This window comes from Patulibacter americanus DSM 16676 (genome assembly GCF_000420025.1).
Classification (GTDB): Bacteria; Actinomycetota; Thermoleophilia; order Solirubrobacterales; family Solirubrobacteraceae; genus Patulibacter; species Patulibacter americanus.
This window is the reverse complement of the sequence record NZ_ATUD01000002.1, coordinates 13,125-39,398: the sequence shown is the minus strand read 5'-3', so window position 1 is coordinate 39,398 and position 26,274 is coordinate 13,125. Positions and strand designations below refer to the sequence as shown.

Genomic DNA, 26,274 nt, shown 5'->3' with positions numbered 1-26,274 from the left:
CGAGCCACCCTACGCGGCGGGCCGGACGGGCGGCGCTGGATCAGCGGTCGCCGAGGACGTGCACGTCGACGAGGAACCGCCGGGTGCCGACCACGGGCGGGAGGCGCTTCGCGTCGCGGCGGCGCCGCACGGCGGTCACGCGCCCCGATACGACAGCGGTGGCGATCGCGCCGGCCACGAAGCCGGTGGTGGCGACGGCCGCCGCCTGGGCGGCCACGACGGCGGGGCGGCGGCGCACGACGTCGGGCGCGTGGACCGCGGACTCCGTCCCGAGCGCGGTGACGGCGACGACCTCGGCGTCGACCAGCTCGGCGACGTCCTGCTCCTCGCCGTTCTTGGCGGACTCGGGCGGCAACACGCGTCCGAGGATAGCGGCGGCAGCCGCCGGACCGGCCGTCAGGACGCGACGGACCCGTGCGCGAGGACGGAGTCCTCGTCGACCCAGTCGCCCGTGAACTTCGTCGCCTTCGCCGGCGCGGACGGCTCGGCGCCCGGCTCGAGCAGGCGCTCGTAGAACCGGTAGCGGCGCGCCACCGTGCCGCCCATCTTCTGCATCGCCTTGTTCATGGCGGTGTTGGACTCGAGGATCCAGCCCGTCTCACCGCCGCCCTGGGGCGTGCGCATCGCGGACTGGTAGTGCATCTCGTAGAGCTTGGCCCCCACCCCGGTGTGCTGGTACTGCGGCTTGACGCCGAGGGCGAAGACCCGCACGCGGTCGATCTCCTTGCGGTGGCGCAGCAGCGTGAGCCAGCCGAAGGGCAGCAGGCGGCCGTTCCGGACGCGGGCGAGGACCTGGTTGTAGTCCGGGATGGAGAGGGCGGCACCGACGACCTCACCCGTCTCCGGGATCTCGGAGACCATCGCCCAGTTCTCGTCGAGCATGGGCCCCAGCTCCTTCGCGTAGTGCCGGACCTCCTTCTCGTTCAGTGGCACGAAGCCCCAGTTCTTCTCCCACGCCGCGTTGTAGACCTCGAGGAACCGCCCGACCTCCTCGCGGATGTCCTTCTTGCGGAAGTGCCGCGAGACGATCCCGTGCTCGGACTCCACGCGGTCGGCGATCTTCCAGATCATGGGGTGCACGCGCTCGCGGTCGCGCACGTGGAGGTCCCACATCAGGGTGTCCATCGCCCGCACCAGGCCCGCGTTCTCGAGCAGCGTCCGGTAGTAGGGGAAGTGCCAGCCCGTCAGCACGATCGGCGGACGGTCGTAGCCGTTGACGAGCAGCCCGCACTCGTCGTTCGTGGTGAACGAGAACGGTCCGACGACGCGGTCGCAGCCCCGGCTCCGCACCCAGGCGGCCGCGACGTCGATCATGGCCGACGCGGCCTCCTGGTCGTCCTCGCACTCGAACCAGCCGAACTGGCCCCAGCGGGTGCCCTGGAACTCGTGCAGCGCCCGGTCGACCTGTGCGGTGATGCGCCCGACGACGCGCCCGTCGCGCTCCGCGAGGAAGTACTCCGCCTCGGCGTGCTCGAACCACGGGTTGCGCCCCCGGTCCAGCTCCTGCTTGAGGAACAGCCGCGGCATCGAGACCCAGTGCTCCGCGTCGCGGTACAGGCGGAAGGGGAGGTCGATGAAGGCGTTGAGGTCCCGGCGCGTGAGCACGGGACGGATCTGCAGGGTCACGGTTCGACCCTACCGACCGTCGGACCGGGGCCCGGTGCGCCCGCGGCGGACGCCCCCAGGCGTCGCGGGCGGGCGCCGGGCGAGCTCGCGGTTCGGAAGCCGGGCGGCCTCGGCGGCGGACGGAGGCGCGAGTCGTGTGCGCGTGCGCCTGCACGCCGAAGACGCTGGTCCGTAGATTGGACGGGAACGCCCATGACCGACCCCGCCACCGCACCCGCCCCCGTCGACGTCTTCGCGAAGGTCCGCGGCCACGAGCGCGCCGAGCAGCTCGCCGCGGCGCGCGAGGCCGACCTGCTGCCGTACTTCCACGTGCAGGAGAGCGCCGCGCAGCCCGTCGTCACGATGGAGGGCGCCGAGCGGATCCAGCTCGGGTCCAACAACTACCTCGGCCTGACGTCGGACCCGCGCGTGATCGCGGCGGCCCACGACGCGATCGACCGGTACGGGACCGGGCTGACGGGCTCGCGCCTGCTCAACGGCACGATCCCGCTGCACCTCGAGCTCGAGCGCGAGATCGCGGAGTGGATGGGCACGGAGGACGCGATCGTCTTCTCGACCGGCCACCAGGCGAACGTCGGCACGCTCGGCACGATCCTCGGGCCGACGGACACCGTCATCGCCGACTCCGGCGACCACGCGTCGATCCTCGACGGCTGCCTGCTCTCGAAGGCGAAGCTGCGTCCGTTCCGCCACAACCGGCTGGACAAGCTCGAGAAGCAGCTGCAGCGCGCCCGGGGCGACGGCGGCGGCGTGCTGGTCGTCGTCGACGGCGTGTTCTCCATGGAGGGCGACATCGCCCCGCTGCGCGAGATCGCCGACCTGACGGAGCGCTACGGCGCCCGGCTGATGGTCGACGAGGCCCACGGCGCCGGCGTCCTCGGGGCCCGCGGGGCCGGCACGAGCGAGCTGCTCGGCGTGGAGGACCGCGTCGACCTGCGGATGGGCACGTTCTCGAAGTCGCTGGCCTCGTGCGGCGGCTTCATCGCCGGCACGACCGAGGTCGTCGAGTACCTGCGCATCAGCTCGCGCGCCTTCCTGTTCACGGCCTCGGCCGTGCCCGCCGCCGTCGGCTCGGCGCTCGCGGCGCTGCGGATCGTCCGCTCCGACGAGGGCCCCGCGCTCCTGAGCGCCGTCCTCGACAACGCGCGCTACCTCCGCGACGGGCTGGAGGCTCTGGGCTACGCCGTCGTCCAACCCCAGCCGATCCCGACGGACGTCGCCACGGGCCGCACCGACGTCGTCACCCCCATCGTCACCGTCACCGTGGGCGACGACTGGAAGGCCGTGCTGCTCTGGCGCGCGCTGTTCGACGCGGGCGTGTTCGTCAACACCGCCCTGCACCCGGCGGTGCCGCCGGCCGGCGCCGCCCTGCGCACCTCGGTCATGGCGACGCACACCCGGCAGCACCTCGACGAGGCGCTCGAGGTCTTCGCGCGGGTCAAGCGGGCGTTCGAGGCCGAGCACGGCGCGCTCCCCGGTCCCGGCGTCCACGCCTGAGTCGCGGCATCGGCCGCCCCCGGGGGGGCCGGCGTCCGGGCCGCCGCGTCCGGGCCGCCGCTCGCCGCCGCCCCCGCGCCGGCCCGGCCCGCCGGATGGCGGACCCGCCGGTCGTCTACGACCTCCGGCGGAGTGCGCGGTCCGTTTTTCCCGCTACGAGCGTGCACCGAGCGCTCGGGCCGTTGACCGCCTTCGTCGACCGCGGGTAGGTTCGAGGCGAGTGGACCTCGTGGGGTTCGCGGAGCACGCGCGCACGGTCGTCGGCGACTGGCTCCGCGCCCATACCTCCCCCGGGCGAGGTCCTCGTCCCCGGCGATCAGCAGCCCCGAAGGAGGCGCGCACCGCGTGCTCGCAACGACCCAGGACATCCATCCTCCCCGGACGGCCACCCCGTCGCGGGACGACCAGCGCCGTGCGGCGCTGGCCCAGGCCAACGCCGTGCGGACCGCCCGCGCCGCGCTGCGGCGCGCCGTGCACGACGGCTCGTGCCTGGCCGCCGACGTCGTCGCCGACCCGCCTCCCGAGGCCCGGTCGATGTCGGTCGGCGAGCTCCTGGCCGCGCAGCACCGCTGGGGTGACACGCGGGCCGCGCGGACCCTCCGCCGCGTGCCCGTGCCGGAGACGAAGGTCCTGGCCGCGTTGACGCCCCGGCAGCGGGCGGCGCTCGTCGCGCTCCTGGGCGGCGTGAGCGGCCGCCCGGGGCTCACACCCTGAAGGACAGCCCCCCGCTGCGCCGGCGGAACGCCCGGCGCAGCAGGGTGAAGGCGGGCGCGAACACGAGCAGGACGATCGCCGCGAGCGCCCAGACGGGCAACGCGACGACGTCCAGCGCACGCAGCGCGACCGCCCCGCCGGGACCGACGATCAGCGCGAGCACCCCGGCCAGCATCGCCGAGTGCGAGCGGTAGCCGGCGAAGTGCTCCCGCAGCGCGAGCTCGAGGGAGGGGACCATCACGATCACGAGACCGGCGAGGACCACCGCCGGCGTGGCGCGGACGACGCCCACGACCGCCGTGACGATCCCGACGAGGATCAGCAGCTCCGTGACCGGCAGCGGCGCCCAGATCGGCTTCGGAGCCTCGTCGCGGGACGCCTTGATCGACGGGGTGCCCGTCGGCGGCGGCGTGACGCGCGGCGCGGGTGCCGGACGCGGCGGGGCGCCGGGGGCGCGGCGCCCGCCGGACCCCTGACGCTTGCGCGCCGACCGGCGCTTGCTGTTCCTCGACTGGGCCACGGCGAGCCGAGGTTACCGGCCGTCCGCGGGCGCGGCCTGCGTCGTGGTCGTGCCCGCTGCGGGGGCCGTCGCGCCGGTCCGCAGCAGACGCTCGGCGCGGACCCGCACCCCGGCCTCCGTCACGTCCCCGACGATGCGGTCCGCCACGGAGCCGTCGCGGCGGACGAAGAGCACGAGCGGGCAGACCGCGGCCCCGAGGCGCGAGGCCAGAGCGCCGTCGCGGTCGTAGACCACGGGCAGGCCCCACCGCCGCGCGCGCACGGCCTCGGCGGCCTCGGCGTGCTCGGCGTTCGTGGCGACCGCGAGCGTGCCGAGCCGCGGCAGGGCGCGGCGCACCGCCTCGACGTCGTCGACCGCCCGCAGGCACGCGTCGACGCCGCGGCTGAAGACGACGATGACGAGCGGCCCGTCGCGCAGGAGCGCGCACGAGGTCACCGCGGAGGGGTTGCGGATGCTGCACGCCGCGCGGCGTCCGGCCTGCCCCTGGTCGTCGCGCTGGGCGAGGTTGACGTCGTCCTGGGCGAGCTTGGGCCGCGTCGCCAGCGGGGCCGCGAACGCCGGCAGCCGCTCGCCGGGGCGCACCTGGGCGTCGTCGCCCCCGCGCCCGGCGAGCAGCGTCGAGCCGACGGCCAGGATCAGGATCAGCACCACGCCCGCGATCAGCCAGCGGGTCGACGCCGCCTGGGCGGTGCGGGACGCTTCGTCCGCCAGCAGCGCGCGCCGGGCGGCCGCCTCCTCCGCCACCCGGGCCCGCGCCGCCTCGCGCTCGCGCTCCGCGGCCACGTCGGCGGGGTCGCCGACGGGGCCCCCGGAGTCGGTCTGCTCACGCGTGCCGGGCTCCGCGTCCGAGCCCGGCCCCGCGCTGGGGCCAGACGTCGTGCCCGTCTCGAGGGCGTCGCGCTCGTCGGGCGCGAAGGCGAACGGGTCGTCGTCCTCCGGGCGGTCGGGGTGGGGGTCGTCCCGGTCGATCATGCGCGCAGCTCCTCACGGGCGGGTGCGGGGGCGATGCCGACCCCGGTGTCGGGCGCCGGCGGCGTCGCCTCCGGGGCCCCGGAGGCCGCCCGGCGCGCGGCCACGGCGGCCACCGCCGGGAGCACGAGGACGACGGCGAGCACCGCGACGCAGAGGTCGAGGACCGTGATCAGCCCGAACTGCCGCAGGAGCGGGATGTCGCTGACGGCCAGGACGCCGAAGCCGGCGACGGTGGTGGCGGCGGAGGCCCCGACGGCGCGCCCCGTGGAGGCGGCGGTGCGAGCAATGGCGACGGCGTCGGGGTGTCCGGCCCGGCGCTCCTGCCCGTAACGCTCGACGAGCAGCACCCCGAACTCCGTGCCGATGGCGACGATGAGCGCGCTCAGGACCACGGAGAGCGGGTTGAGGGGCAGACCGAACGCCCAGGTCAGGACGCCGGACCAGCCCGCGGCGAGCGCGACGGGGAGCACGGGGACGAGGCCCCGTCGCCAGGAGCGCGTGACCGCGACGAGCAGCCCGCCGACGAGCACGATGCTCCCCAGCAGCGTGAGCAGGCGGCGCAGCGGCGAGGAGACGGCCTCGCTCGCGTCGCCGACGAGGACCGGGAGCCCTGTCACCGTCGCCGTCACCCCCGCCGGCGGGTTCGCCACCGCGGCGCGTACGCGGTCGAGCGTGCGCTGCTGCTCGTCCAGCGGGGCGAGCGGCAGGCCGAGGCTGATGAGCGCCTGGCTCCGGTCCTCCGTGATCGCCGACTCCGTGAAGTACGCGGGCAGCGCCGCGAGCGCGGCCTCCGTCTGCTCCGCACTCTTCAGCGTCTTCGGCGGCGAGGTCAGCATGAGGGTCGAGAAGGGTGCCGAGAGCGGGCAGAGCGCCGCCCCGTCCGTGCAGCCGCGCGCGGCGTCGTAGCCGGCTTCGCGCAGCACACGGGTGCGCGTGTCGTCGATCCACGCGAGCGTCCTCGGCGTCGCGAGGTCCCGACCGCGGACGAGGACCCGGACCTCGCCCGACTGCCCGGTCGCCGCCTCGAGCGCCCGGGCGTCGCGGAGTGCGGGCAGGTCGCCCGGGACGAGCCGCTGGATGTCGGTCTCGACCGCCTCGGTGGAGCCGACCGCCACGCCGACGATCGCCAGCAGCGTGCCGACGACGAGCACGGGCCACGGCCGGGCGTGCGCCCCGGACACGAGGCGCCGGACGACGGGGCCGCTCCCGATGCCGCCCGTCGCCAGCGCGGGGGCGCTCCCCGTGGCGACGACCGAGGCGCCCGCGGGCGGGGCACCGGGCGTCGCGGCGTCCTGGCCGGCCGCTGCGGCACCGTCGGCGCGCGTCCCGTCGACCGCGCCCACCCCGGCTGCTCCGGCGTCCGTCGCAGCCACATGGGCCGCGGTGGCGTCGTCGGCCGCGACCACACCGGCCGTCCCGGCGCCGTCGGCCGCGACCACACCGGCCGTTCCCTCGACGGCGTCGGCACCCGACGCCCTGTCCCGGCGGCGCCACAGTCCGGCGTGGAGCACCAGGCCGATCGTGAAGGAGGCCACCACGGCCAGCGCGACGCCGGCGAAGAGGACGAGGGCGAATCCGCGCACGAGCGGCGTCGGGGACGCGAAGAGGGCGACGAACCCGGCGAGGGTGGCTCCCGCGGCCAGGAGCACCGGCCGCCCGCCGCGCCGGACCGCGTCGCGCACGGCGTCGGGCCCGTCGAGCCCCGCGCGCCGGGATTCCTCGACGCGCGCGTGGAGCTGCACGCCGTAGTCCACGGCGAGCCCGAGGAGCACGGGCAGGGTGGCGATCGTGCCGAGGTTCAACGAGAGCCCGAGCAGTCCGATCGCGCCGAAGACGACGCCGACGGTGCCGAGCGCCAGCAGCAGCGGCCGCAGGCGCCGCCGCTCCGGGAACGTGAGCGCGAGCACCACGGCCATCACGAGGACGCCGACCGCCAGGAGCGCGAGCAGCGCGCCCTGCAGCTCGTCGGCGACGGCGCCGACGATGACGGGGGTGCCGGAGACGACGTACCCGCTCCCCCGCGCCAGCCGGAAGTCGGGGAGCGCGACGGCCTGCCGCACGAGCTCGACGACCCGATGGCGGGCGTCGTCGCCGAGGTCGTGGCGCAGCCGCACCGCGATCAGCCCGGCGTCGGGGGACGGCAGCACGGGACGGAACAGGGCCTTCGGCGTCCGCAGGTTCGCGGCCTCGCCGCCGAACACGAAGCGCGAGACGAACGGCGCGTCGGTGATCTGCACGCCGGTGGGGTTCACGCCGTAGGACTGGGCGACCCGGAGCGCTGCGGTGGTGTCCTCGTTCGCGGCGCGCTCGGCGGCACGGCCGGCCGCGGCGACCTGGGCGGCCGAGCGCCCCGCCTTGCGCGCTGCGGCCTCGGCGTCGGCCTTCGCCTGCGCGGGGGCCGTCTGGGCGCTCTGCGCCGCCCGGGCGATCTCGCCGTTGACGAGGTCGACGCCGGTGCCGATGAACGTCGCGGGCCCGTAGACGACGTGCACCGGGTCCATGCGGCGCAGCGCCTCGCACGGGCCGTCCTTGCCGCCGGGCAGCTCCTGCTCCTCGGGGACCTTGCCGCCGAGGCACGCCTCGAGCCCGAGCACCCGGCCCACGTCGTCCGTGAGCGCGATGTCGCGGGCCGACGCGCGGATGAGGACCACGATGGCCTCGTCCCCGAACGCCTTCGCCGACGCCCGGTCGGCGCGGTAGGCCTCGGAGCCCGTGCCGGTGATCGTGCTGACCGCGGCGCTCGTCCCCCCGCGCGTCAGGCCGGCGACCGCGAGCAGCAGCAGCAGCCCCGCGAGCACACCGACGCGCCGCGGGTGGCGCAGGGACCACTCGACGATGCGGGTCATGCGGCCGCGAGCCTAGCGGCGGAGGGCTCACCCGAGCGCCGGTCGACGGCGGGACGGACATCGACTCGCCGGCACATCGGTGCACCGCCAGGCGGGCAGCCCACGACAGCCGGGCGCACCCCGCCCCCGGCGAGGACCCACGCCGCCAAAGGGCGTCGCAGGCGGCCGCGGCCGGCCCGTCGCACGGACGAGCGAGCGGGCGAACCCGCGGCAGCGGCCAGCCGACAGCCCCTGCCTGCGCCGCCCACCTAGTTCATGCCGAGCGGGCCGCGCGAGGCGCCCGCCAGGAACTGGTTCACGAAGGCGTTCTCCGAGTTGAACAGCTCGTCGGCCGGTCCCGCCTCGACGATCCGCCCGCGCCACACGACGTTGATGTACTCCGACACGCGTCGCGCGGTCATGATGTCGTGCGTGATGAGGGTGAAGGCCGGCAGGTGCGGCCAGTTCTTCTCCTTCGCGCTCTCCATCGTCTCGGCGTGGATCTCCTTGATGAGCTCGCCCAGGAGCGCGGTGCGCACCGGGTCCAGGCCGGAGTCCGGCTCGTCGAAGAGGACGATGGACGGGTCGAGCACGAGGGCGCGCGCGAAGCCGGCGCGCTTGCGCATGCCGCCCGAGAGCTCGTTGGGGAACTTGTCCTGCGCCTCGGCCAGGCCGACCTCGTCGAGGCGGGCGTCGACGATGCGCTTGACGTCGTCCTCGCCCTTGTCCGTGTGCTGGCGCAGCGGGAAGGCGACGTTGTCGTAGATGTCCATCGAGCCGAACAGCGCGCCGTCCTGGAACAGCACGCCGAACTTGCGGCGCATGGCCAGCAGGTCGTCCAGCGGCATCGCCGGGACGGACTCGCCGTGCACCAGGACGTCGCCGTCGTCGGGATAGAGCAGCCCGACCATGTGCTTGATGCAGACGGACTTGCCGGTACCGGACGGCCCGAGGATCATCGAGATCATCCCCTCCGGCAGGCCCATGTTGAGGCCGCGGAGGATGCGGTTGCGGCCGAACGCCTTGTGGGTCTCGACGAACTCGACGGCGTCCGGCGCGCCCGTGGGGCGGCGCTGGCCCGTGTGCCACTGGTACTCGTCGTCGGGATCCTCGACGGCCGGTTCGTGCACGACCTGGACGCCGCCGGAGCCCTGCTTCGCGTCGTCGTCCTCGTCGCGGGCGACCTGCTCGCCGTCGCGCGTGGCGACGGACGCGCCGCGCTCGCCCGCGGGGTGCTCGCGCTCCGCGTCCTGCTCGGCGCGCTCCCGCTCCTCGCGAGTCGGCTCGTCCGGGTCGACGAACAGCCCGGACTTGTCCGGGACGGCGTCGTCGGCCTTGCGGTCCGAGACCTCGTCCTGCGCGCCGTCGTGGCGCTTGGGGATGAACGGCATGGGGCCTCTCTACCCTCCGATGGGTGCTCGTGGGTTGGCTCCCCAGAAGAGCTGGGTGCCGAGCATGGCGATGAGGTGGACCATGATGAGGTTCACCACCATCGACTTGGCGGTGGCGGTCCCCACTCCCACTGGACCACCACTCGCATTGTACCCGTAGTAACACCCGATCAACACGATCACGGTGGCCATGAGCATGGCCTTGATCAGGCTGTACAACAGGTCGGGCGGGTTCTGGAACATCCAGAAGATCAGCAGGTAGCCGCCGGAGGACACGTCGCCGACCTGGATGACGACGGCCATGTAGCTGGCGAAGAAACCGGCGCCGATCGCGACGATGTACATGAACGGCAGGACCACCCACGCGGCCAGCAGGCGGGTCGCGCACAGGAAGAGCACGGAGTCGAAGCCCATCACCTCGAGGGCGTCGATCTCCTCCGAGATCCGCATGGAGCCGAGCTCGGCGACGATGCCGGTGCCCACCTTCGCGGCCATCATGTAGCCGAACACCGTGGGGACGAGCTCACGCAGGTCGCACCAGGCGGTGAACACGCCGGCGTAGGCGGGGGATCCGACGGACCGCGTGAAGTACGCGCCCTCGATGCCGCACTGCAGGCCGATGAAGAAGACCAGGCCCCAGATGACGACGGTCGAGCTCGTGATGAGCACGCCGGCCTGCCGTAGCGCCTCGCCCAGGAACCGCAGGACGCGGAGCGACCAGACCTGGCCGACGACCTTCGCCGAGAACTTGGCGGTCTCGCCGACGGAGGCCAGGAGCTCCTTGGGCTGCTCGAGCCACGTGCTCACTTGATCACCAGCATCTCGGGGTTCGTCGCCAGCAGGGTCTGCGTGAAGACGTAGTTGAAGGCGAAGATGCCCAGGAAGGCGATGACCACCGCCTGGTTCACCGCACGGCCGACGCCCTCGGCGCCGCCCTTCGCCGTCATGCCCTTGTAGGAGCAGACGATGGCGATGATCGCCCCGAACAGCGAGCACTTGACGAAGGACGCCCAGAGGTCGGTGGTCGACGCGTTGGAGAAGAACGTGGCCCAGAACGGACCGAGGGGGGCGCCGTTGACGAGCGTGGCGAGGATGCCGCCGAAGACGCCGAAGATGATCGCGTAGACGTCGAAGAGCGCCGTCACGATCATCAGCGCCAGGAAGCGCGGGACGACCAGGCTCTTCACCGGGTCGACGCCGAGCACCTGGAGGGCGTCGAGCTCCTCACGGATCTTGCGGGCCCCGAGGTCGGCCGTGATGGCCGTGCCGGCGATGCCGGCGAGCACGATGGCGGTCACGGTCGGCGCGAACTCGCGGATCGTCGCCAGGACGAAGAAGCCGCCGAGGCGGTCGATCGCGCCGAAGAGGATGAGGAAGTTCGCACCCTGCAGTCCCGGGGCGCCGTACGAGATGGCGACCGTCGAGATCAGGAGCGGGAACCAGCAGAGCCGGAGCGCGAAGAGGAACTGGTGGACGAACTCGTCGCCGTAGGAGTACGGCGGCCGGACGGCGGAGACGATCGTCTTCCCCGTCAGGAGCATCATGTCGCCGACTTCCTCCAGCGCCCCCTTGGCCGGTTCGAAGATGCGATCGGAGACGGTGCGGACCATGAGGTTTCGGCGCCGGACGAGAAGGCTCGACCGGACTCGGGAAGCGTACGCCATGGCCCCGTTGTGTGCCAGCGGCCACACGCATCCCCAGTGTCCACGGGGGTTCCGGGGCTACTCGCGGGTTCGACCGCGGGTAGGTTTGGTTCCTGTTGGGTTTCGCGACCGTCGGTGTGGACTCCGTAGACCGGCCCGGAAACGTGCTGGTCCGGGCCGCACCCTGTGTTAGCCTGCCCGCGCGATGAGCCCCTCTCCCCCCATCCGTCTGGGCACGGCCCTCGTGCTCGCGGGATGCGCCGCCGCCCTCTCCGCGTGCGGCAGCGAGGAGAAGACGCTCGTCGACGCCTCGAAGGGCACGCCCTTCCGCGTCTCCGCCAAGGCCTCCTTCGACCGCACCCAGGAGCTCTCGGGCGCCGAGACCCTGCGGATCACGATCACGAACGAGGAGGACCGTCGTCGCATCCCCGACGCGGGCATCGTCCTCGAGGGCCTCGGGCGGACGATCAACGACGAGGACAACGGTGCCGGGCGCGTCTCGGACCCGCGGCGTCCGATCTGGATCGTCGACGAGCCGCCGCGCGGCGCCTCCACGGCGTACGTGAACACCTGGTCCATGGGCATGCTGAAGGCGGGCGAGCAGCGCACGTTCACGTGGAAGCTCACCCCGGTGGTCGCCGGCGAGCACACCGTGCGCTGGCGCGTGGTCGGCGGCCTCTCCGAGCGGGCGCCGGTCAAGGCCTTCGGTGGTGCCTCGAGCGGCACCATCAAGGTCACCGTCGCGGACTGAGCCGCCCGAGAACGCGGACGGGCGCCGCCAGCTGCTGGCGACGCCCGAGGAAACCACGGTGGCGGCGGGCCGAACCCGCCGCCCTGCCGATCACTTCGGCGGCATGTCCTGGGCCGAGTGGGCCTGCAGCGTCTCGCTGCCGGCCTCGCCCGTACGGATCCGGTACGACTCCTCGACGGGGACGATGAACACCTTGCCGTCGCCCACCGCGCCGGTGCGGGCGTGCTTGAGGATCGAGTCGACGATGGTCTGCACGTCGCCGTCGTCCACCACGCACTCGATCTTGAGCTTCGGGCGCAGGTAGTTCGTCAGCTCGGCGCCGCGGTAGCGCTCCGTGATGCCCTTCTGGCGGCCGGAGCCCTTGACCTCGCTCACGGACAGGCTCGGGAAGCCGAGATCCAGGAGCTCACCCCGGATGGGCTCGAAGGCCTCGTGGCGGACATATGCGACGACCATCTTCATGCGGGGATCTCCGTGCGGGGGGCCGGACCGACCGACGGGGAGGCGGCGTGCTGCGCGCCCACGAGCTCGGCCTCGGGGATGAACTGCTCAGGGTAGCCATACATGCCGTGCTCGGAGATGTCGAGGCCGGCACGCTCCTCCTCGGCGCTGACCCGCAGGCCGATCGTCTTCTTGATGAGCCAGAAGACGAGGTACGAGGCGGCGAACACGAAGACGAAGGTGATGACCACCACGATCGCCTGCACGATGAGCTGGTCGAAGCCGCCACCGGTGAAGAGGCCACCGTTCGGGTTCCCGCCCAGGTCGTTGTACTTCGAGAGCTCGGGCGACAGGAACAGGCCGACGGCGAGCGTGCCCCAGATGCCGGCCAGGCCGTGCGCGGAGGTGGCGCCGACCGGGTCGTCGATGCCCATGCGGTCGATCGCGATGATGCCGAAGACGACGATCAGGCCACCGACGAAGCCGATGATCGGCGCCGCCCACATCTCGACGTAGCCCGCGGGCGCCGTGATGGCCACGAGGCCGGCGATCGCGCCGTTGCCGAGCATGCCGACATCGAACTGCTTCGTCTTGAGCCACATCATGAGGCCGGCGCCGACGACGCCCGCCGCGGCGGAAAGGTTCGTGACCGCGATGACGTGGGCGAAGAAGCCGCCGTCCGTGTTGAGCGACGAGACACCGTTGAAGCCGAACCAGCCGAGCCACAGGACGATGACGCCGATGCCGAAGATCGGCATGGAGTGGCCCGGGATGGCGCGGGGCTTGCCGTTCGCGTCGTACTTGCCCAGGCGCGGCCCGAGGACGATCGCGGCAGCGAGGGCCGCCGTGGCGCCCGTGAGGTGCACGACGCCGGAGCCGGCGTAGTCGAGGGCGCCCGCGGCGTCGCCGACGGTGATGCCCTTCTCGCCGCCGAAGAGGCCCATGCCCGACCACGTCGCGTGGGCGACGAGCGGGTAGATCACGGCGATGAAGACGATGCCGAAGATCGGGTAGGCGATGAACTTGATCCGCTCGAGCGTCGAGCCCCAGACGATCGCCAGCGCGACGGCCGCGAAGGTGAACTGGAAGAAGAAGAACGCGAAGCCGTCCGCGCCGCCGGTTGCCGTGGGGGCGCCGGCGTCCCAGGACATCTTGTAGAAGGCGTCGCTGCCGCCGCCGATGAGCTTCGTGCCGCCCTCGCCGAACGCGACGGCGTAGCCGATGGCCCACCAGACGATCGCGGCGATCGCGATGTTCACGAAGATCTTCGCGATGCCGGAGGCGACGTTCTTGCCGCGCGAGAAGCCGACCTCGAGGCCGAGGAACCCGACCTGCATGAAGAAGACGAGGCAGGCGCCGAGGATGAGCCAGACGGCGTTGAGCTCGTTGGCGATGCGGAGGAGGTCCCCGCCGATCTGCCCGGGCTCGTTGCCGGTGTTGCCGTCGTAGGCCTCCGGCGCGTAGATCGCCATGGACATCGTCGGCGCGGCGATCGCCGACGTGACGATCGCGATCAGCGCAGCGATGCTGAGCTTCTTGCGGGACGGCATGGTCCACCGAGCGGCGGGCCGTGCGATGGGTGCGGATGAGTGCTGGGGTGCGCCGGCAGCGTCTTGCGCGCCGGCCCTGCGAAGCGTCAGGGACATGCGGGGTTCCTCCTTGAGCGGACAGCACAGAGGCTCCCGGTCGCCGGCGGGTGGATCGCTGGACGGTTGGCGAAAGCCGCGATGTACAGATGCTCCACATCGGCGGGGGGCATCCCTCGTGTCGAGCGGACGAACCGCCCCCTTGGACATCGGGATAAGGTCTGCCACCCCAAGTCGGACCTACTGTCATCGCTGGTCCCCTCGCGCTGGGCCGCAATCTCCCGCGCGATGGCCGGTCACCGACCCCGAGGAGCACCTGCAGCCCATGACCCATCCCCGCCAGAGGAACGTCTCCGCCGCCCGCTGGAACGCCGATGACGTCGCGTTCGGCATCGACGACCTCACCCGCCCGCAGAACCAGATCTTCGGGGTGGACGCGTTCAGCCCGGCGGTCCAGCGTCAGCGGCTCCCGAAGGACGTCTACAAGCGCCTGCAGCGCACGCTCGAGCGCGGCGAGGCCCTCGACGTGACCCTCGCCGACGCCGTCGCCTCCGCGATGCGCGACTGGGCGCTCGAGAAGGGCGCGAGCCACTACACCCACTGGTTCCAGCCGCTCACGGGTTCCACGGCCGAGAAGCACGACTCGTTCTTCGGCCCCACCGGTGACGGCGGCGCGATCGCCGAGTTCTCCGGCAAGGAGCTCATCCAGGGCGAGCCCGACGCGTCCTCCTTCCCGTCCGGCGGGATCCGCGCGACGTTCGAGGCCCGCGGCTACACCGCGTGGGACCCGACGTCGCCGGCGTTCATCCTCACGAACCCCAACGGCGCGCTGCTCTGCATCCCGACGGCGTTCACGTCGTGGACGGGCGAGGCGCTCGACACGAAGATCCCGCTGCTGCGCTCGATGGACGTGCTCTCGCGCTCCGCCGTTCGCGCCCTGCGCCTGCTGGGCGACACGGACCCGCAGCGCGTCTTCACGACGATCGGTGCCGAGCAGGAGTACTTCCTGATCGACGAGCAGTACTACTACGAGCGTCCCGACCTGCAGATCACGGGCCGCACGCTGTTCGGTGCGCAGCCGCCGAAGGGCCACGAGCTCGACGACCACTACTTCGGGTCGATCCCGGAGCGCGTCCTCGCGTACATGATGGACACGGAGCGCCAGCTCCAGCGCCTCGGCGTGCCGGTCAAGACCCGCCACAACGAGGTCGCCCCGGGCCAGTACGAGCTCGCGCCGCTGTTCGAGACCTCGAACGTCGCCGCGGACCACCAGCACCTCGTCATGCAGGTGATGGAGCAGACCGCGCCCCACTACGGCCTGATCTGCCTGCTGCACGAGAAGCCCTTCGCCGGCGTCAACGGCTCGGGCAAGCACAACAACTGGTCCATGGGCACGGACCTGGGCGGCAACCTGCTGGACCCGGGCGACACGCCGCACAGCAACCTCGTCTTCCTGTTCTACTGCTCGGCCGTCATCAAGGCCGTCAACAAGCACCAGGGCCTGCTGCGCGCGACGGCGGCGAACGTCGGCCAGGACCACCGCCTGGGCGCCAACGAGGCCCCGCCGGCGATCATCTCGATCTTCCTGGGCTCCGAGCTCGAGGCCGTCTTCGAGGCCATCGAGGCCGGCGAGGGCGACCCGTCCGCGCCCGGCTCGTTCCTCGGCATGGGCACCCCGGTCCTGCCCCCGCTGCCCCGCCACGGCGGCGATCGCAACCGCACCTCGCCGTTCGCCTTCACGGGCAACAAGTTCGAGTTCCGCGCGCTGGGTTCGTCCCAGTCGCTCGGCCTCACGAACACCGTGCTGAACACGATCACGGCCGAGGCCATCGACGAGCTCGCCGACGAGCTCGAGAAGAAGATCGAGTCCGGCACGGAGCTCGCCGCGGCGGTCACCGAGGTCACGGCCGAGACGTACACCGCGAACAAGCGGATCGTCTTCGGCGGCGACGGCTACGCCGACGAGTGGCAGGAGGAGGCGGCCCGTCGCGGCCTGCTCAACCACCGCACCACCCCGGACGCGCTGCCCGAGCTCGTCACGCCCGACGCGATCGCGCTGTTCGAGAAGTACGAGGTCCTGTCGGAGCGCGAGATGGAGGCCCGCTTCGAGGTCCTCGTCGAGCAGTACGGCGTGAAGCTCAACATCGAGGCGGAGACCGCGGCCCAGATGGCGCGGACGCTGATCCTGCCCGCCGCGACGGCGCAGATCAAGCGCTTCGACGAGGCCGGCCTGGAGGCCCCGACCGCGGAGGTCCGCGGCCTGACGGAGGAGCTCTACGCCTCGATCCTGAAGCTGGAGGAGCTCAACCGCAAGGAGGGTGAACTCAACGACATGAACCACATCCTGTTCCAGCGCGACCAGGTCATCCCGGCGATGAACGAGGTCCGGCGCGTCGCCGACCGCCTCGAGAAGGTCGTCGCGGACGAGCTGTGGCCCCTGCCGCTCTACTCCGAGATGCTCTTCATCAAGTAGCGCCCCGTCCGCCCCGGCGGGCGAGCCCAGCAGGACCCGGAGGCCCCGCGACGCGGGGCCTCCGTCGTTGCGGGCCGGCTACGGACGGCCCTGAGGCGTCGCGTCGGCGAACAGGGGCGGGCCGGCCGGCAGAGCCACGTCGCCGGACGCGGCGGCCGGGCCCCGACGTCGCCCTGACGCGGCTCCCTCGTCCCTCAGAGATCCAACACGCGGAGCCCCGGGATCCGGTCGCCGAGCCGCTGCGCGAGGACGTGGCGGTGGCACTCCTTCGCGTCGTCCTCGAGGCACATGAGGACGGTCCGAGCCGCGTCGTCGGCCACGAGCTCCGCGGCGAGCTCGTCGAGCGCGGCGTGGTGCTCCTCCTCCACGTAGTGCTCGAAGCGCTCGTGGCCCGCCGCGACCCGGCCGTGCTTGTAGTCCGAGCGGATGTCGGGCGGCGTGCCGAGCGCGCGGCGGTGCTCGTACGCGATCCGGTGCTCGCCGAGCAGCAGGCCGAGCTTCGTCTTCGACATCCCGGCGCGGCGGGACTGCGGGCGGAAGCGCACGTCGATCAGGCGCTGCACCCCCGCCTCCTGCAGCGTCGCGACGAGCGCGTCGGGCGGCAGGCGCTCGTAGCCGACCGTCCAGAGCGTGGGGCGTGCGGGCATGCCCCCACCCTCGCACGGCGTGCCGACGACACCGGGCGGACGGGGCGGACGACCGGGCGCGTCCGGGGCTCACCCGGGCCGCGCGGCGCGGTCGCCTAGCGTGGGGGCCATGACCCCGCCCTCCCCCACCGGCGACTCCGACGTCACCCTCGTCCTGGTGCCGGAGCCCGCCGGGCTCGACGCCCTGGCCGACGTGCCCGGCGTGCGCGCGCTCGCGTACGACCCGCGCGGCTCCTCGCTGCCGGGCGGCGCCGACGCTGCCACCGTCGTCGTGGTCGACAACCCGCACGCGGAGACGACGCTGCCGCTGCTGCGGCGGCTCCCGCAGCTGCGGCTCGTGCAGAACCTGAGCGCGGGCTTCGACCCGTGGGACGGCCGCGTGCCCGACGGCGTCGCGATCAGCAACGCTCGGGGCGCCCACGGGCGGGCGACCGCGGAGCTCGCCGTCGCCCTGCTGCTGGCGACGCTCCGCGAGCTGCCCGCGTTCGCCGACGCGCAGGCGCGGCGGTCGTGGGAGCCGCAGGACACCGGGTCCCTCGCGGGCGCGCGCGTGCTCGTCCTGGGGGCGGGCGACCTCGGGGCGCACGTCGGCGCGATGGTCGCCCCGTTCGGGGCCACCGCGACCCTCGTCGGCCGCACCGCCCGGGACGGCGTCGTGACCATGGAGGACGTGCCCGCGCTGCTGCCGCAGCAGGACGCGGTCGTCGTCGTGCTCCCGTTGACGGAAGCGACTCGTGGCACGGTCGACGCCGCGTTCCTCGGGCGCATGAAGGACGGAGCGGTACTGGTGAACGCGGGGCGCGGGCCGCTCGTGGACACGGACGCCCTGCTCCGCGAGCTGCACGCCGGACGGCTGCGGGCAGCGCTCGACGTGACGGACCCCGAGCCGCTCCCGGAGGACCACCCGCTGTGGACGGCGCCGGGCCTGCTGATCACGCCCCATGTGGGCGGCGACGTGCGCGGATGGCAGGCTCGCCAGTGGGCCGTGGCGGCCGCGCAGGTCGCGGCGTTCGCGCGCGGTGAGCGACCGGAGAACCTCGTGGCGGGGGAGCTGCCGTAGGGGCCGCGAGGTGCTCTCACCGCGTCGTCCCTCGCCCGCGGGGTCGGGCCCGCGCGCCGCTTCCGACGCCCGGATCGGCCAACCTTGACACAGCTGTGGCAAGGTTGGCCGCGCCTTCGGTAGACTGCCTGCATGGCCGAGCGCGATTACCTGGCAGCCGTCCGCGATCACGTCGTGGTCTTCGACGGATCGATGGGTGCCCTGCTGGAGGACAAGAACCTCTCCCTCGAGGACGACTACAAGCTTCCCGGCCGCGCGCACGAGGTCCTGGTCCTCAACCGCCCGGACGTCATCGAGGAGCTGCACACCACGATGCTCGACGCGGGCGCCACGGTGCTCGAGACGGACTCCTTCCAGGCCTCGCGCCTGAAGCTCGAGGAGTGGGGCCTCGCGGACCACACGCTCGAGATCAACGTCCGCGCGGCCGAGATCGCCCGCAAGGCCGCCGGCCCGGACCGCTTCGTCGCCGGCTCGATCGGCCCCACGGGCTTCCTGCCCAGCTCGGACGACCCGACGCTCGGCAACATCAGGTTCCGCGACCTCGTCAAGGTCTTCGAGGAGCAGTCCCGTGGCCTGATCCAGGGCGGCGCCGACCTGCTCATCATCGAGACCGCGCAGGACATCCTCGAGGTCAAGGCCGCCATCTTCGGCGCCCGCGAGGCGTTCAAGGCCACGGGCCGCAAGGTCCCGCTCCAGATCTCCGTCTCGCTGCTGCCCAACGGCGGCAAGATGCTCCTGGGCACGGACATCGCCTCCGTCGTCACGACGCTCGAGGCCCTGAAGGCCGACGTCATCGGGCTCAACTGCTCGACGGGCCCGGAGGACATGCGCGACGCGATCCGCTACCTCGGCGAGTACGCCTCGGTGCCGGTCCACTGCATCCCCAACGCCGGCATCCCGCAGCAGGGCATCAACGGCGAGACCGTCTTCCCGGAGAAGCCGCAGCCCCTCGCCGACGCGCTGGGCACGTTCGTCGAGGACTTCGGCGTCTCCATCGTCGGCGGCTGCTGCGGCACCACGCCGGAGCACATCTCCGCGATCGCCGAGCGCGTCGCGAAGTCCGCCCCGGGCGCGACCGCCTTCAATGTCGGCGCGAACTCGAAGGACAAGCGCGCGATCCAGGTCTCCTCGATGATCGGCGCCGCCGACCTCGTGCAGCACCCGCGCCCGACGATCGTCGGCGAGCGCGTCAACTCGCAGGGCTCCCGCAAGGCCAAGGAGCTGCTGCTCGCCGACGACTACGACTCGCTCGTCACGATCGCCGAGGGCCAGGTCGAGGGCGGCGCCCACGTCCTCGACGTCTGCGTCGCGCTCACGGAGCGCGCCGACGAGGCCGAGCAGATGCGGCAGGTCGTCAAGAAGATCTCGCTGACGCAGCCCGCGCCGATCCAGATCGACTCGACCGAGCCCGACGTCATCTCGGTCGCGCTCGACCAGATCCCGGGCCGCGCGATCGTCAACTCGGTCAACCTCGAGGCCGGCCGCGACAAGATGGACCTCGTGGTGCCCATGGCGCTCGAGCACGGCGCCGCGGTCATCGCGCTGACCATCGACGAGATCGGGATGGGCAAGACCGTCGAGCGCAAGCTCGAGATCGCCGAGCGCATCCACAAGATCGCCGTCGACGAGCACGGTCTCGAGCCCGAGGCCCTGATCTTCGACCTGCTCACCTTCACCCTGACCACGGGCGACGAGGAGTGGCGCGACTCCGCGGTGCAGACGATCGAGGCGATCCGCCAGATCGGCGACCGCCTCCCGGGCGTGAAGACGTCGCTCGGCGTCTCGAACGTCTCCTTCGGCGTCGGCCTGGCCGCGCGGTCGGTCCTGAACTCGGTCTTCCTCTACCACTGCGTGGAGGCCGGGCTGGACCTGGCGATGGTCAACCCGGCGCACATCATCCCGATGGGCGAGATCGACCCGAAGGAGCGCGAGCTCGCGGAGAACCTCGTCTGGAACAAGAGCGAGGACGCGCTCGAGCACTTCATCCAGCACTTCGAGTCCAAGGGCCCGGGCGCGGAGGCCGAGGAGAAGGCCGATCCGACGGCCGAGATGGAGCCGGAGGACGCGCTGCACTTCCGCATCCTCAAGCGCAAGAAGCAGGGCGTCGAGGCCGACATCGACCGCGCCGTCGAGAAGCTCGGCGCCGTGCCGACGCTGAACGACGTGCTGCTGCCGGCGATGAAGGAGGTCGGCGACAAGTTCGGCGCCGGCGAGCTCATCCTGCCCTTCGTCCTGCAGTCGGCCGAGGTCATGAAGAAGGCCGTGGCCCAGCTCGAGAACTACCTCGAGCGCACCGCGGACTACACCAAGGGCACCGTCGTCCTGGCGACGGTCTTCGGCGACGTGCACGACATCGGCAAGTCGCTCGTCAACACGATCCTCTCCAACAACGGCTACACCGTGATCGACCTGGGCAAGCAGGTCCCGGTCGGCACGATCCTCGAGGCCGCGAAGGAGCACGACGCCACGGCGATCGGCCTCTCCGCCCTGCTCGTCTCGACGTCGAAGCAGATGCCGCTGGCCGTGCAGGAGCTGCACCGCGAGGGCCTGAAGTACCCCGTCCTCCTGGGCGGCGCCGCGATCAACCGCAACTTCTCGTACCGCGCGCTGCACCCCAACGGGTTCGACGACGACACGACCTACGAGGGCGGCGTCTTCTACTGCAAGGACGCCTTCGAGGGCCTCGGCGTCATGGACCGCATGATCGACAAGGGCGAGCTGCCCGAGATGATCGAGGAGATCAAGCAGGGCGCGATCGACCTGCGCAACCAGGCGAAGGTCGAGGAGGACCTGCCGCCGCTGGACGACTCCTCCGTCCGCTCCCCCGTCGCCACCGACGCGCCCGTCCCCGAGCCCCCGTTCTGGGGCGTGCGCGAGATCCCGGTGGACAAGGACGAGCTCTACCACCACCTCGACACCCACGTGCTGTTCAAGCTCCACTGGGGTGGGCGCGGCATCAAGGGCGAGGCCTGGCGCAAGCTCATCGAGGGCGACCCGACCGACCCGGACGCCGGCGAGGGCTTCCGTCCCAAGCTCGAGCGCATGTGGGCCGAGGCCGACTACCTGCACCCGCGGGCGCTGATCGGCTTCTTCCCGTGCTACGCCGACGGCAACGACGTCGTGGTGCTCGATCCGGAGGACCGCAAGACGGAGATCAACCGCTTCGTCTCGCCGCGCCAGCAGAAGGGCGCGCGCATGTGCACGGCCGACTTCTTCCGCCCGGGCGTGAAGCAGGACGACGGCACCGTCGGGCCCCCCGAGGAGCTCGACGTCGTCGCCGTGCAGGCGCTGACGGTCGGCGACGAGGTCACCGAGCTGATGGCCAAGCTCGAGCAGGAGGGCGAGTACGCCGAGCAGCTCTTCGTCCACGGCCTGGGCGTGCAGACGGCCGAGGGCCTGTCGGAGTGGCTGCACTGGAAGGTCCGCGGCTGGTTCGGCATCCCCGAGACGCAGGGCCGCCGCCTGTCCTGGGGCTACCCGGCGGTGCCCGACCAGTCCGAGCACGAGAAGGTCCGCGACCTCCTCGACATCGGGCAGATCGGGATGGACCTGACCGACGGCTACTCCCCCACGCCGGAGCAGTCGACGCTGGCGATGGTCCTGCACCACCCGCAGGCCGTGTACTACGGCATGCGCAACGGCCGGTTCCTCGAGAACGGCGCCCCGGACGACATCATCCGCGGCACCAAGCGCGACGCCACGCGGATCGAGGCCGACTTCCTCGAGTCCGAGGTCGACGAGCAGACCGAGGGCGTCCAGGCCGACGGCGCGCCGGCCACCGGCGACGTGCCGACACCGGACGCCGCACCCGCCGGCTGAGCCGCGGCGCCCCCGCCCGGGGCACCCCCGCAGGACCCGAGGCCGGCGCGCGAGCGCCGGCCTCGGTCGTTCTCCGGGGTCAGACGGCGTCGGGGGCCACCCCGCGGCGCCGGTCACGGCGGTCGGCGACCAGCGAGGCCACGACGCCCGCGCCGAGGATGAGCGCGATGGCGGGCAGGCTGTACTCCGGCCCGATCTTGCCGAACAGCTCGCCGGCGAACATCTTCAGGCCGATGAAGATCAACAGCGCCGCCAGGGCCGTCTTGAGGTAGCGCAGGCGCTCGACGAGGTCGGCGACGAGGAAGAACAGCGGGCGCAGGCCGAGCAACGCGAACGCGTTGGCGGCGAAGACGATGAACGTGTCGTCCGTGATGGCCAGGATGGCGGGCACGGAGTCGACGGCGAAGACGATGTCGACCAGCGCGATGGCGACGAGGGCGGCGCCGGCGGTCGTCAGGAGCCGCCGGCCGTCCTCGCGGACGACGAGCTTGCGCCCTGCGGGCTTCTCGCTCAGCGGCAGGCGGGCGCGCAGGCCGTCGACCATCCGCTGCTCGCCCTCGTGGTCGTCGCGGTGGCGGAACATGCGCCAGCCCGTCCAGATCAAGAACGCGGCGAAGACGAAGCTCACCCAGCCGAAGGTGTCCAGCAGCGCGGCGCCGGCGACGATGAAGATGCCGCGCAGGACGAGCGCCAGCACCACGCCGTAGGTGAGCAGCCGGTGGCGCTCGGCCACGGGCAGCGCGAACGCCGAGAAGACGAGCAGGAACACGAAGACGTTGTCGAGCGACAGCGACTTCTCGACGAGATAGCCGGCGAGGAACGCGTTGGCCTGCTCGCCGCCGCTCGTCAGGAGCAGGACGCCGAAGAAGGCGAGCGCGACCCCGACCCAGGCGGCGCTGGCGATCGCGGCGGTGCGGACGCCCATCTCGCCGCCCCGGCCGCGCACGAGGGCCAAGTCGATCACGAGGAGGACGGCGAGCGCGCCGATGAGCGCCAGCCAGGGGCCGGCACCGCCGAGGACGGAGGAGAGGACGAGCATGGGGCCTTTCGCGGGTCGTGGATACGGCTCGCGAAGGTCTCCCCGCCCCCGGGCTCACCGGGGGTGCGGGCACCGGGGGATCCCCGTATTGACGGCGCCCGCCGAGGGGTACTCCCCTTCGACCGGACGGACGTTACGGACGCGTGCTCAAGCGGCCCTCAAGGGTGGCTCCCGATCTCCTGACAGGGGCCGGTCGTGCCGCGGGGCCGTCCCCGGACGGGGCGGCCGTCAGACCGGCTCGAGCGCCTCGAACGGGCCAGACGGCCGCTCGACCGCGATGGCGTCGCCGGGGCGCACCGTCCCACCGCCCAGCACGACGGCCATGACGCCGGAGCGGCGCACCAGGCCGCCGTCGACATCGCGGTCCAGGACCGCCTGCATGAGCCCCGACCGCAGGGCGTTCAGCTGCCGGCACGGATTGCGCAGGCCCGTGACCTCGAGGACGGCCCCGCCGAGCCTGAGGACGGTCCCGCGCGGCAGCGCCAGCAGGTCCACGCCCCGCGTGGTGACGTTCTCGCCGAGCGTCCCCGGCGCCACGTCGAACCCCCGCGCGGTCAGCTCGTCCAACAGCTCGCCCTGCAGCAGGTGGACCTGGCGGAGGTTGCGGATCGTCGGGTGCGTCCGCGCCCGGGAACGATGCTGGACCGTCGCCCCGAAGTGGGCGTCGCCGACCACGCCCCGCTCCTCCACCAGCTCGATGACCTCGACCAGCGGCTTGTCGGGGCCGTGCTCGGCCTTGCGGGCAACGGCCTCCACGCGAGCGGCCGGCGCGGGCGGATCCTCCGGCACCATGCTCTGAGCATGCCACGGCGGTCGGCCGCCCCGGCCCTCCCGGGACCCGGCCTGGTCCCCCGGCGCTCGCGCCCCCTACGGCACGATCGCCGGGATCAGCCCGCCGTCCACGCGCAGCGCGGCCCCCGTGGTGGCCGAGGCCTCGTCCGAGCCGACGTAGCGGACCATGCTCGCGACCTCCTCCGGGCGGATCAGGCGCCCCAGCAGCGAGGTCGGGCGCTCCTCGGCCATGAACCGGCGTTCGGCCTCGTCGAGGGGCACGTCGGGACCCACGCGGTCGCGGAGGAACTCCTCCACGCCCGGGGTCAGGGTGGAGCCGGGCAGGACGGTGTTGACGGTGACGCCCGTGCCCTTCAGCTCCTGGGCGAACCCGCGGGAGACCGCGATCTGCGCCGTCTTCGTCATGCCGTAGTGGACCATCTCGGTCGGGGTCATCACGGCGGATTCGCTGGCGATGAAGATGACCCGGCCCCACCCGCGCTCGGCCATGGCCGGGGCGTAGAGGCGCGTCAGGCGCACGCCGCTGAGCACGTTGACCTCGAAGAACCGGCGCCACTCCTCGTCGGGGATCTCGAACACGGGCTGGGCGCCGAAGATGCCGAGGTTGTTCACGAGGACGTCGACGTGCGGGACGGCGGCCAGCATCGCCTGCGCACCCTCGTCCGTCGCCAGGTCGGCGGCCACGGGCTCGACGGCGGTGCTGCCCGTCGCCGTGCGGATCTCGTCGGCTGCGGCGGCCGTGCGCTCCTCGTCGCGGCCGTTGACGATCACGCGGTGGCCGTCACGGGCGAAGGCGAGGGCGATCGCCTCGCCGATGCCGGACGTCGATCCGGTGACGAGGACGGTGCGCTGGGTGGTCTCGGTCATGGGGCTCCTGGGTGGCGCCCGCGGGCGCCGTCGCTTCCGGTCCCCCGACCGTACGGAATACGGCGGAGAAGCCCGCGTCGGAGGGCCTTCGGAGGTCCCGCCGTGCGAGGCTTCGCGGCGTGCGCCCGCCGATCTCCAAGGACACCCAGCTCTGCATGTCGCTGTCGGGGCGACCCGGCAACTTCGGGACCCGCTTCCACAACCACCTGTACGACGCGCTCGGGCTGGACTACCTCTACAAGGCCTTCACCACGACCGACCTGCAGGCCGCCATCGGCGGCGTGCGCGCGCTGGGGATCCGCGGCTGCGCGGTCTCCATGCCGTTCAAGGAGGACGTGATCCCGATGATGGACGAGATGGACCCGTCCGCCGCGGTGATCGAGTCGGTCAACACGATCGTCAACGACGACGGCCGGCTCTCGGCCTACAACACGGACTTCATCGCCGTGGCGAAGCTGCTCGAGCAGCACGAGGTGCCCACGGGCGCCACCGTCGCGCTCCGCGGCAGCGGCGGGATGGCCAAGGCCGTGGCGTTCGCGCTGCGCGAGGGCGGATACCGCTCCGGCACCGTCGTGGCCCGCAACGAGGAGACGGGCCGCGCGCTGGCCGACGGCGCGGGCTTCGCCTGGGCCGCCGACCTGGGCGACGCCCGGGCCGACGTCCTGATCAACGCCACGCCCGTCGGCATGGCCGGCGGCCCCGAGGCCGACGACCTGCCCTTCGCCGCCGAGACGGTCGACGCCGCGTCCTACGTCTTCGACGTCGTCGCCCTCCCGCCCGAGACGCCGATGATCCGCCGTGCCCGCGAGCGAGGAATCCACGTCATCACGGGCGCAGAGGTGGTAGCGCTGCAGGCCGTGGAGCAGTTCGTGCTCTACACCGGGCAGCGGCCGACGGACGAGCAGGTCGCCGCGGCCGCGGAGCACGCGAACGGCTGAGCCCCACGTGCCGGCGACGGCGGCGGCGGCTTGCGGGGCCGCACCGCGTACCGCACCGCGTACAGGGGTTCACGCGCGGACGTCGGCCGTCCGCGCCCTCGCCCGAACGGCCGGTCGGACGTTCCCTGGGGGACGCAGGAGCTGCGCGTCACGGCACGGGCTGACTTCCATCCTCCGCCGCTTCACCGCACCGGTGAACGCGGCCGACAGTGCCGTATGGATCCTGCGCCGCATCGACGGGTTGGCCGCGTGCGCCTCTCGGATCGCCGCGAAGAACTCGTCGATGATGTCCTCGCCGGGTACGCTCGCGTGCAGATGCGTTTCGTGTGGACAGCCGCCCTGTGCAGCACCGTGCTGATGAGCACGGGCTGCTCGGAATCGGAAGAGAGCCGCGACAGGGATGCCCGCCGCAACGTCGAGCAGCTCGTGGCGGCCAAGAGCCCGGAGCAGCCGGTCAAGTCCGTGAGCTGCGTGGAGCTGCCGGCTGAGCGCCACTACCGCTGCGAGGTCACCGAGGGCGCAGACGGCTCGGAGGGCTCCATCTACGAAGCCATCGTGAGCAAGGACGGCGAGGCCGTCCAGCTCATCGCGCGCTGACGGAGCGCTCTGGCGCCGGGCGGGGCGGCCGGTAGCGTGGATCAGGACGAGGCGACGGCACGCCGGAGGCGCAGGT

The 26,274-nt window shown here is 72.7% G+C and carries 22 protein-coding genes; 8 read left to right on the top strand and 14 right to left on the bottom strand.

The genetic code is table 11. The features are described from left to right. Nucleotides 1-40 precede the first annotated feature (40 nt). Together F593_RS0104405 and F593_RS0104400 are read right to left on the bottom strand one after the other, a co-directional pair. Nucleotides 41-358 carry a hypothetical protein gene (locus tag F593_RS0104405; RefSeq protein WP_022927548.1) on the bottom strand — a complete coding sequence of 106 codons (318 nt, stop codon included), beginning with the start codon at nucleotides 356-358 and terminating at the stop codon, nucleotides 41-43. A gap of 38 nt (nucleotides 359-396) precedes the next feature. Beyond that, complete coding sequence (locus F593_RS0104400) at nucleotides 397-1,626, bottom strand: GNAT family N-acetyltransferase (RefSeq protein WP_022927547.1); 1,230 nt, start codon at nucleotides 1,624-1,626, stop codon at nucleotides 397-399. Between the two features lie 192 nt (nucleotides 1,627-1,818). Between F593_RS0104400 and F593_RS0104395 the strand changes: the two genes are divergently transcribed. Both F593_RS0104395 and F593_RS0104390 read left to right on the top strand, forming a co-directional pair. Beyond that, entirely contained in the window at nucleotides 1,819-3,123 is a 1,305-nt protein-coding gene (locus tag F593_RS0104395) for an aminotransferase class I/II-fold pyridoxal phosphate-dependent enzyme (protein WP_022927546.1), read from the top strand. A 345-nt stretch (nucleotides 3,124-3,468) separates the two neighbouring features. Next, nucleotides 3,469-3,837, top strand: coding sequence for a hypothetical protein (locus F593_RS0104390; protein WP_022927545.1), 369 nt, complete (start codon nucleotides 3,469-3,471; stop codon nucleotides 3,835-3,837). Here the strand turns inward: F593_RS0104390 and F593_RS0104385 are convergent. The 6 genes from F593_RS0104385 to F593_RS0104355 form a co-directional block, all read right to left on the bottom strand. Then, nucleotides 3,827-4,357 carry a hypothetical protein gene (locus F593_RS0104385; protein WP_022927544.1) on the bottom strand — a complete coding sequence of 177 codons (531 nt, stop codon included), beginning with the start codon at nucleotides 4,355-4,357 and terminating at the stop codon, nucleotides 3,827-3,829. The two genes, F593_RS0104390 and F593_RS0104385, sit on opposite strands and share 11 nt — an antisense overlap. A gap of 12 nt (nucleotides 4,358-4,369) precedes the next feature. Next, nucleotides 4,370-5,329, bottom strand: coding sequence for a TlpA family protein disulfide reductase (locus F593_RS27760; RefSeq protein ID WP_022927543.1), 960 nt, complete (start codon nucleotides 5,327-5,329; stop codon nucleotides 4,370-4,372). Next, on the bottom strand, nucleotides 5,326-8,175 hold the full coding sequence (locus tag F593_RS0104370) for an efflux RND transporter permease subunit (RefSeq protein ID WP_022927542.1): 2,850 nt from the start codon (nucleotides 8,173-8,175) through the stop codon (nucleotides 5,326-5,328). Before F593_RS0104370 ends, F593_RS27760 begins: the two co-directional genes overlap by 4 nt. A gap of 248 nt (nucleotides 8,176-8,423) precedes the next feature. Further along, the gene (locus F593_RS0104365; protein ID WP_022927541.1) at nucleotides 8,424-9,545 is read right to left on the bottom strand and encodes an ABC transporter ATP-binding protein; all 1,122 of its coding nucleotides are present in this window, start codon (nucleotides 9,543-9,545) and stop codon (nucleotides 8,424-8,426) included. Nucleotides 9,546-9,554: 9 nt separating this feature from the next. After that, nucleotides 9,555-10,352, bottom strand: a complete 798-nt coding sequence (locus F593_RS0104360; RefSeq protein WP_022927540.1) for an ABC transporter permease — start codon at nucleotides 10,350-10,352, stop codon at nucleotides 9,555-9,557. Continuing rightward, nucleotides 10,349-11,089, bottom strand: a complete 741-nt coding sequence (locus F593_RS0104355) for an MlaE family ABC transporter permease (RefSeq protein WP_028721427.1) — start codon at nucleotides 11,087-11,089, stop codon at nucleotides 10,349-10,351. Before F593_RS0104355 ends, F593_RS0104360 begins: the two co-directional genes overlap by 4 nt. Before the next feature lie 304 nt (nucleotides 11,090-11,393). Here F593_RS0104355 and F593_RS0104350 point away from each other — a divergent pair, with 304 nt between their 5' ends. Continuing rightward, nucleotides 11,394-11,939 carry a hypothetical protein gene (locus F593_RS0104350; protein WP_022927538.1) on the top strand — a complete coding sequence of 182 codons (546 nt, stop codon included), beginning with the start codon at nucleotides 11,394-11,396 and terminating at the stop codon, nucleotides 11,937-11,939. A 90-nt stretch (nucleotides 11,940-12,029) separates the two neighbouring features. On the opposite strand, the gene F593_RS22395 is transcribed toward F593_RS0104350, so the two are convergent. Then, on the bottom strand, nucleotides 12,030-12,401 hold the full coding sequence (locus tag F593_RS22395; protein WP_022927537.1) for a P-II family nitrogen regulator: 372 nt from the start codon (nucleotides 12,399-12,401) through the stop codon (nucleotides 12,030-12,032). Then, the gene (locus tag F593_RS22390; protein ID WP_022927536.1) at nucleotides 12,398-13,930 is read right to left on the bottom strand and encodes an ammonium transporter; all 1,533 of its coding nucleotides are present in this window, start codon (nucleotides 13,928-13,930) and stop codon (nucleotides 12,398-12,400) included. The genes F593_RS22395 and F593_RS22390 overlap by 4 nt, the downstream gene beginning before the upstream one ends. A gap of 361 nt (nucleotides 13,931-14,291) precedes the next feature. On the opposite strand from F593_RS22390, the gene F593_RS0104335 reads away from it, so the two are divergent. Beyond that, nucleotides 14,292-16,439, top strand: coding sequence for a glutamine synthetase III family protein (locus F593_RS0104335; RefSeq protein ID WP_022927535.1), 2,148 nt, complete (start codon nucleotides 14,292-14,294; stop codon nucleotides 16,437-16,439). A 194-nt stretch (nucleotides 16,440-16,633) separates the two neighbouring features. Here F593_RS0104335 and F593_RS22385 read toward each other — a convergent pair whose 3' ends face one another. Next, a complete protein-coding gene (locus tag F593_RS22385) occupies nucleotides 16,634-17,086 on the bottom strand; it encodes a DUF488 domain-containing protein (RefSeq protein ID WP_022927534.1) in 453 nt (150 codons plus the stop codon). 109 nt (nucleotides 17,087-17,195) lie between these two features. On the opposite strand from F593_RS22385, the gene F593_RS0104325 reads away from it, so the two are divergent. Together F593_RS0104325 and F593_RS22380 are read left to right on the top strand one after the other, a co-directional pair. Then, nucleotides 17,196-18,146, top strand: a complete 951-nt coding sequence (locus F593_RS0104325; protein ID WP_022927533.1) for an NAD(P)-dependent oxidoreductase — start codon at nucleotides 17,196-17,198, stop codon at nucleotides 18,144-18,146. A 132-nt stretch (nucleotides 18,147-18,278) separates the two neighbouring features. Further along, nucleotides 18,279-21,965, top strand: a complete 3,687-nt coding sequence (locus F593_RS22380) for a methionine synthase (protein WP_022927532.1) — start codon at nucleotides 18,279-18,281, stop codon at nucleotides 21,963-21,965. Nucleotides 21,966-22,044: 79 nt separating this feature from the next. On the opposite strand, the gene F593_RS22375 is transcribed toward F593_RS22380, so the two are convergent. From F593_RS22375 to F593_RS0104305, 3 genes are all read right to left on the bottom strand, one after another. Further along, nucleotides 22,045-23,004, bottom strand: a complete 960-nt coding sequence (locus tag F593_RS22375) for a TerC/Alx family metal homeostasis membrane protein (protein WP_051160429.1) — start codon at nucleotides 23,002-23,004, stop codon at nucleotides 22,045-22,047. A gap of 228 nt (nucleotides 23,005-23,232) precedes the next feature. Next, complete coding sequence (locus F593_RS0104310) at nucleotides 23,233-23,796, bottom strand: MOSC domain-containing protein (RefSeq protein ID WP_022927531.1); 564 nt, start codon at nucleotides 23,794-23,796, stop codon at nucleotides 23,233-23,235. A 75-nt stretch (nucleotides 23,797-23,871) separates the two neighbouring features. After that, the gene (locus F593_RS0104305) at nucleotides 23,872-24,663 is read right to left on the bottom strand and encodes an SDR family NAD(P)-dependent oxidoreductase (RefSeq protein ID WP_022927530.1); all 792 of its coding nucleotides are present in this window, start codon (nucleotides 24,661-24,663) and stop codon (nucleotides 23,872-23,874) included. A gap of 119 nt (nucleotides 24,664-24,782) precedes the next feature. Between F593_RS0104305 and F593_RS0104300 the strand changes: the two genes are divergently transcribed. Both F593_RS0104300 and F593_RS0104295 read left to right on the top strand, forming a co-directional pair. Further along, the gene (locus F593_RS0104300) at nucleotides 24,783-25,601 is read left to right on the top strand and encodes a shikimate 5-dehydrogenase (protein ID WP_022927529.1); all 819 of its coding nucleotides are present in this window, start codon (nucleotides 24,783-24,785) and stop codon (nucleotides 25,599-25,601) included. A 315-nt stretch (nucleotides 25,602-25,916) separates the two neighbouring features. Beyond that, nucleotides 25,917-26,198: a hypothetical protein gene (locus F593_RS0104295; RefSeq protein ID WP_157251567.1), complete on the top strand. Its 282-nt coding sequence runs from the start codon at nucleotides 25,917-25,919 to the stop codon at nucleotides 26,196-26,198. Nucleotides 26,199-26,274 lie beyond the last annotated feature (76 nt).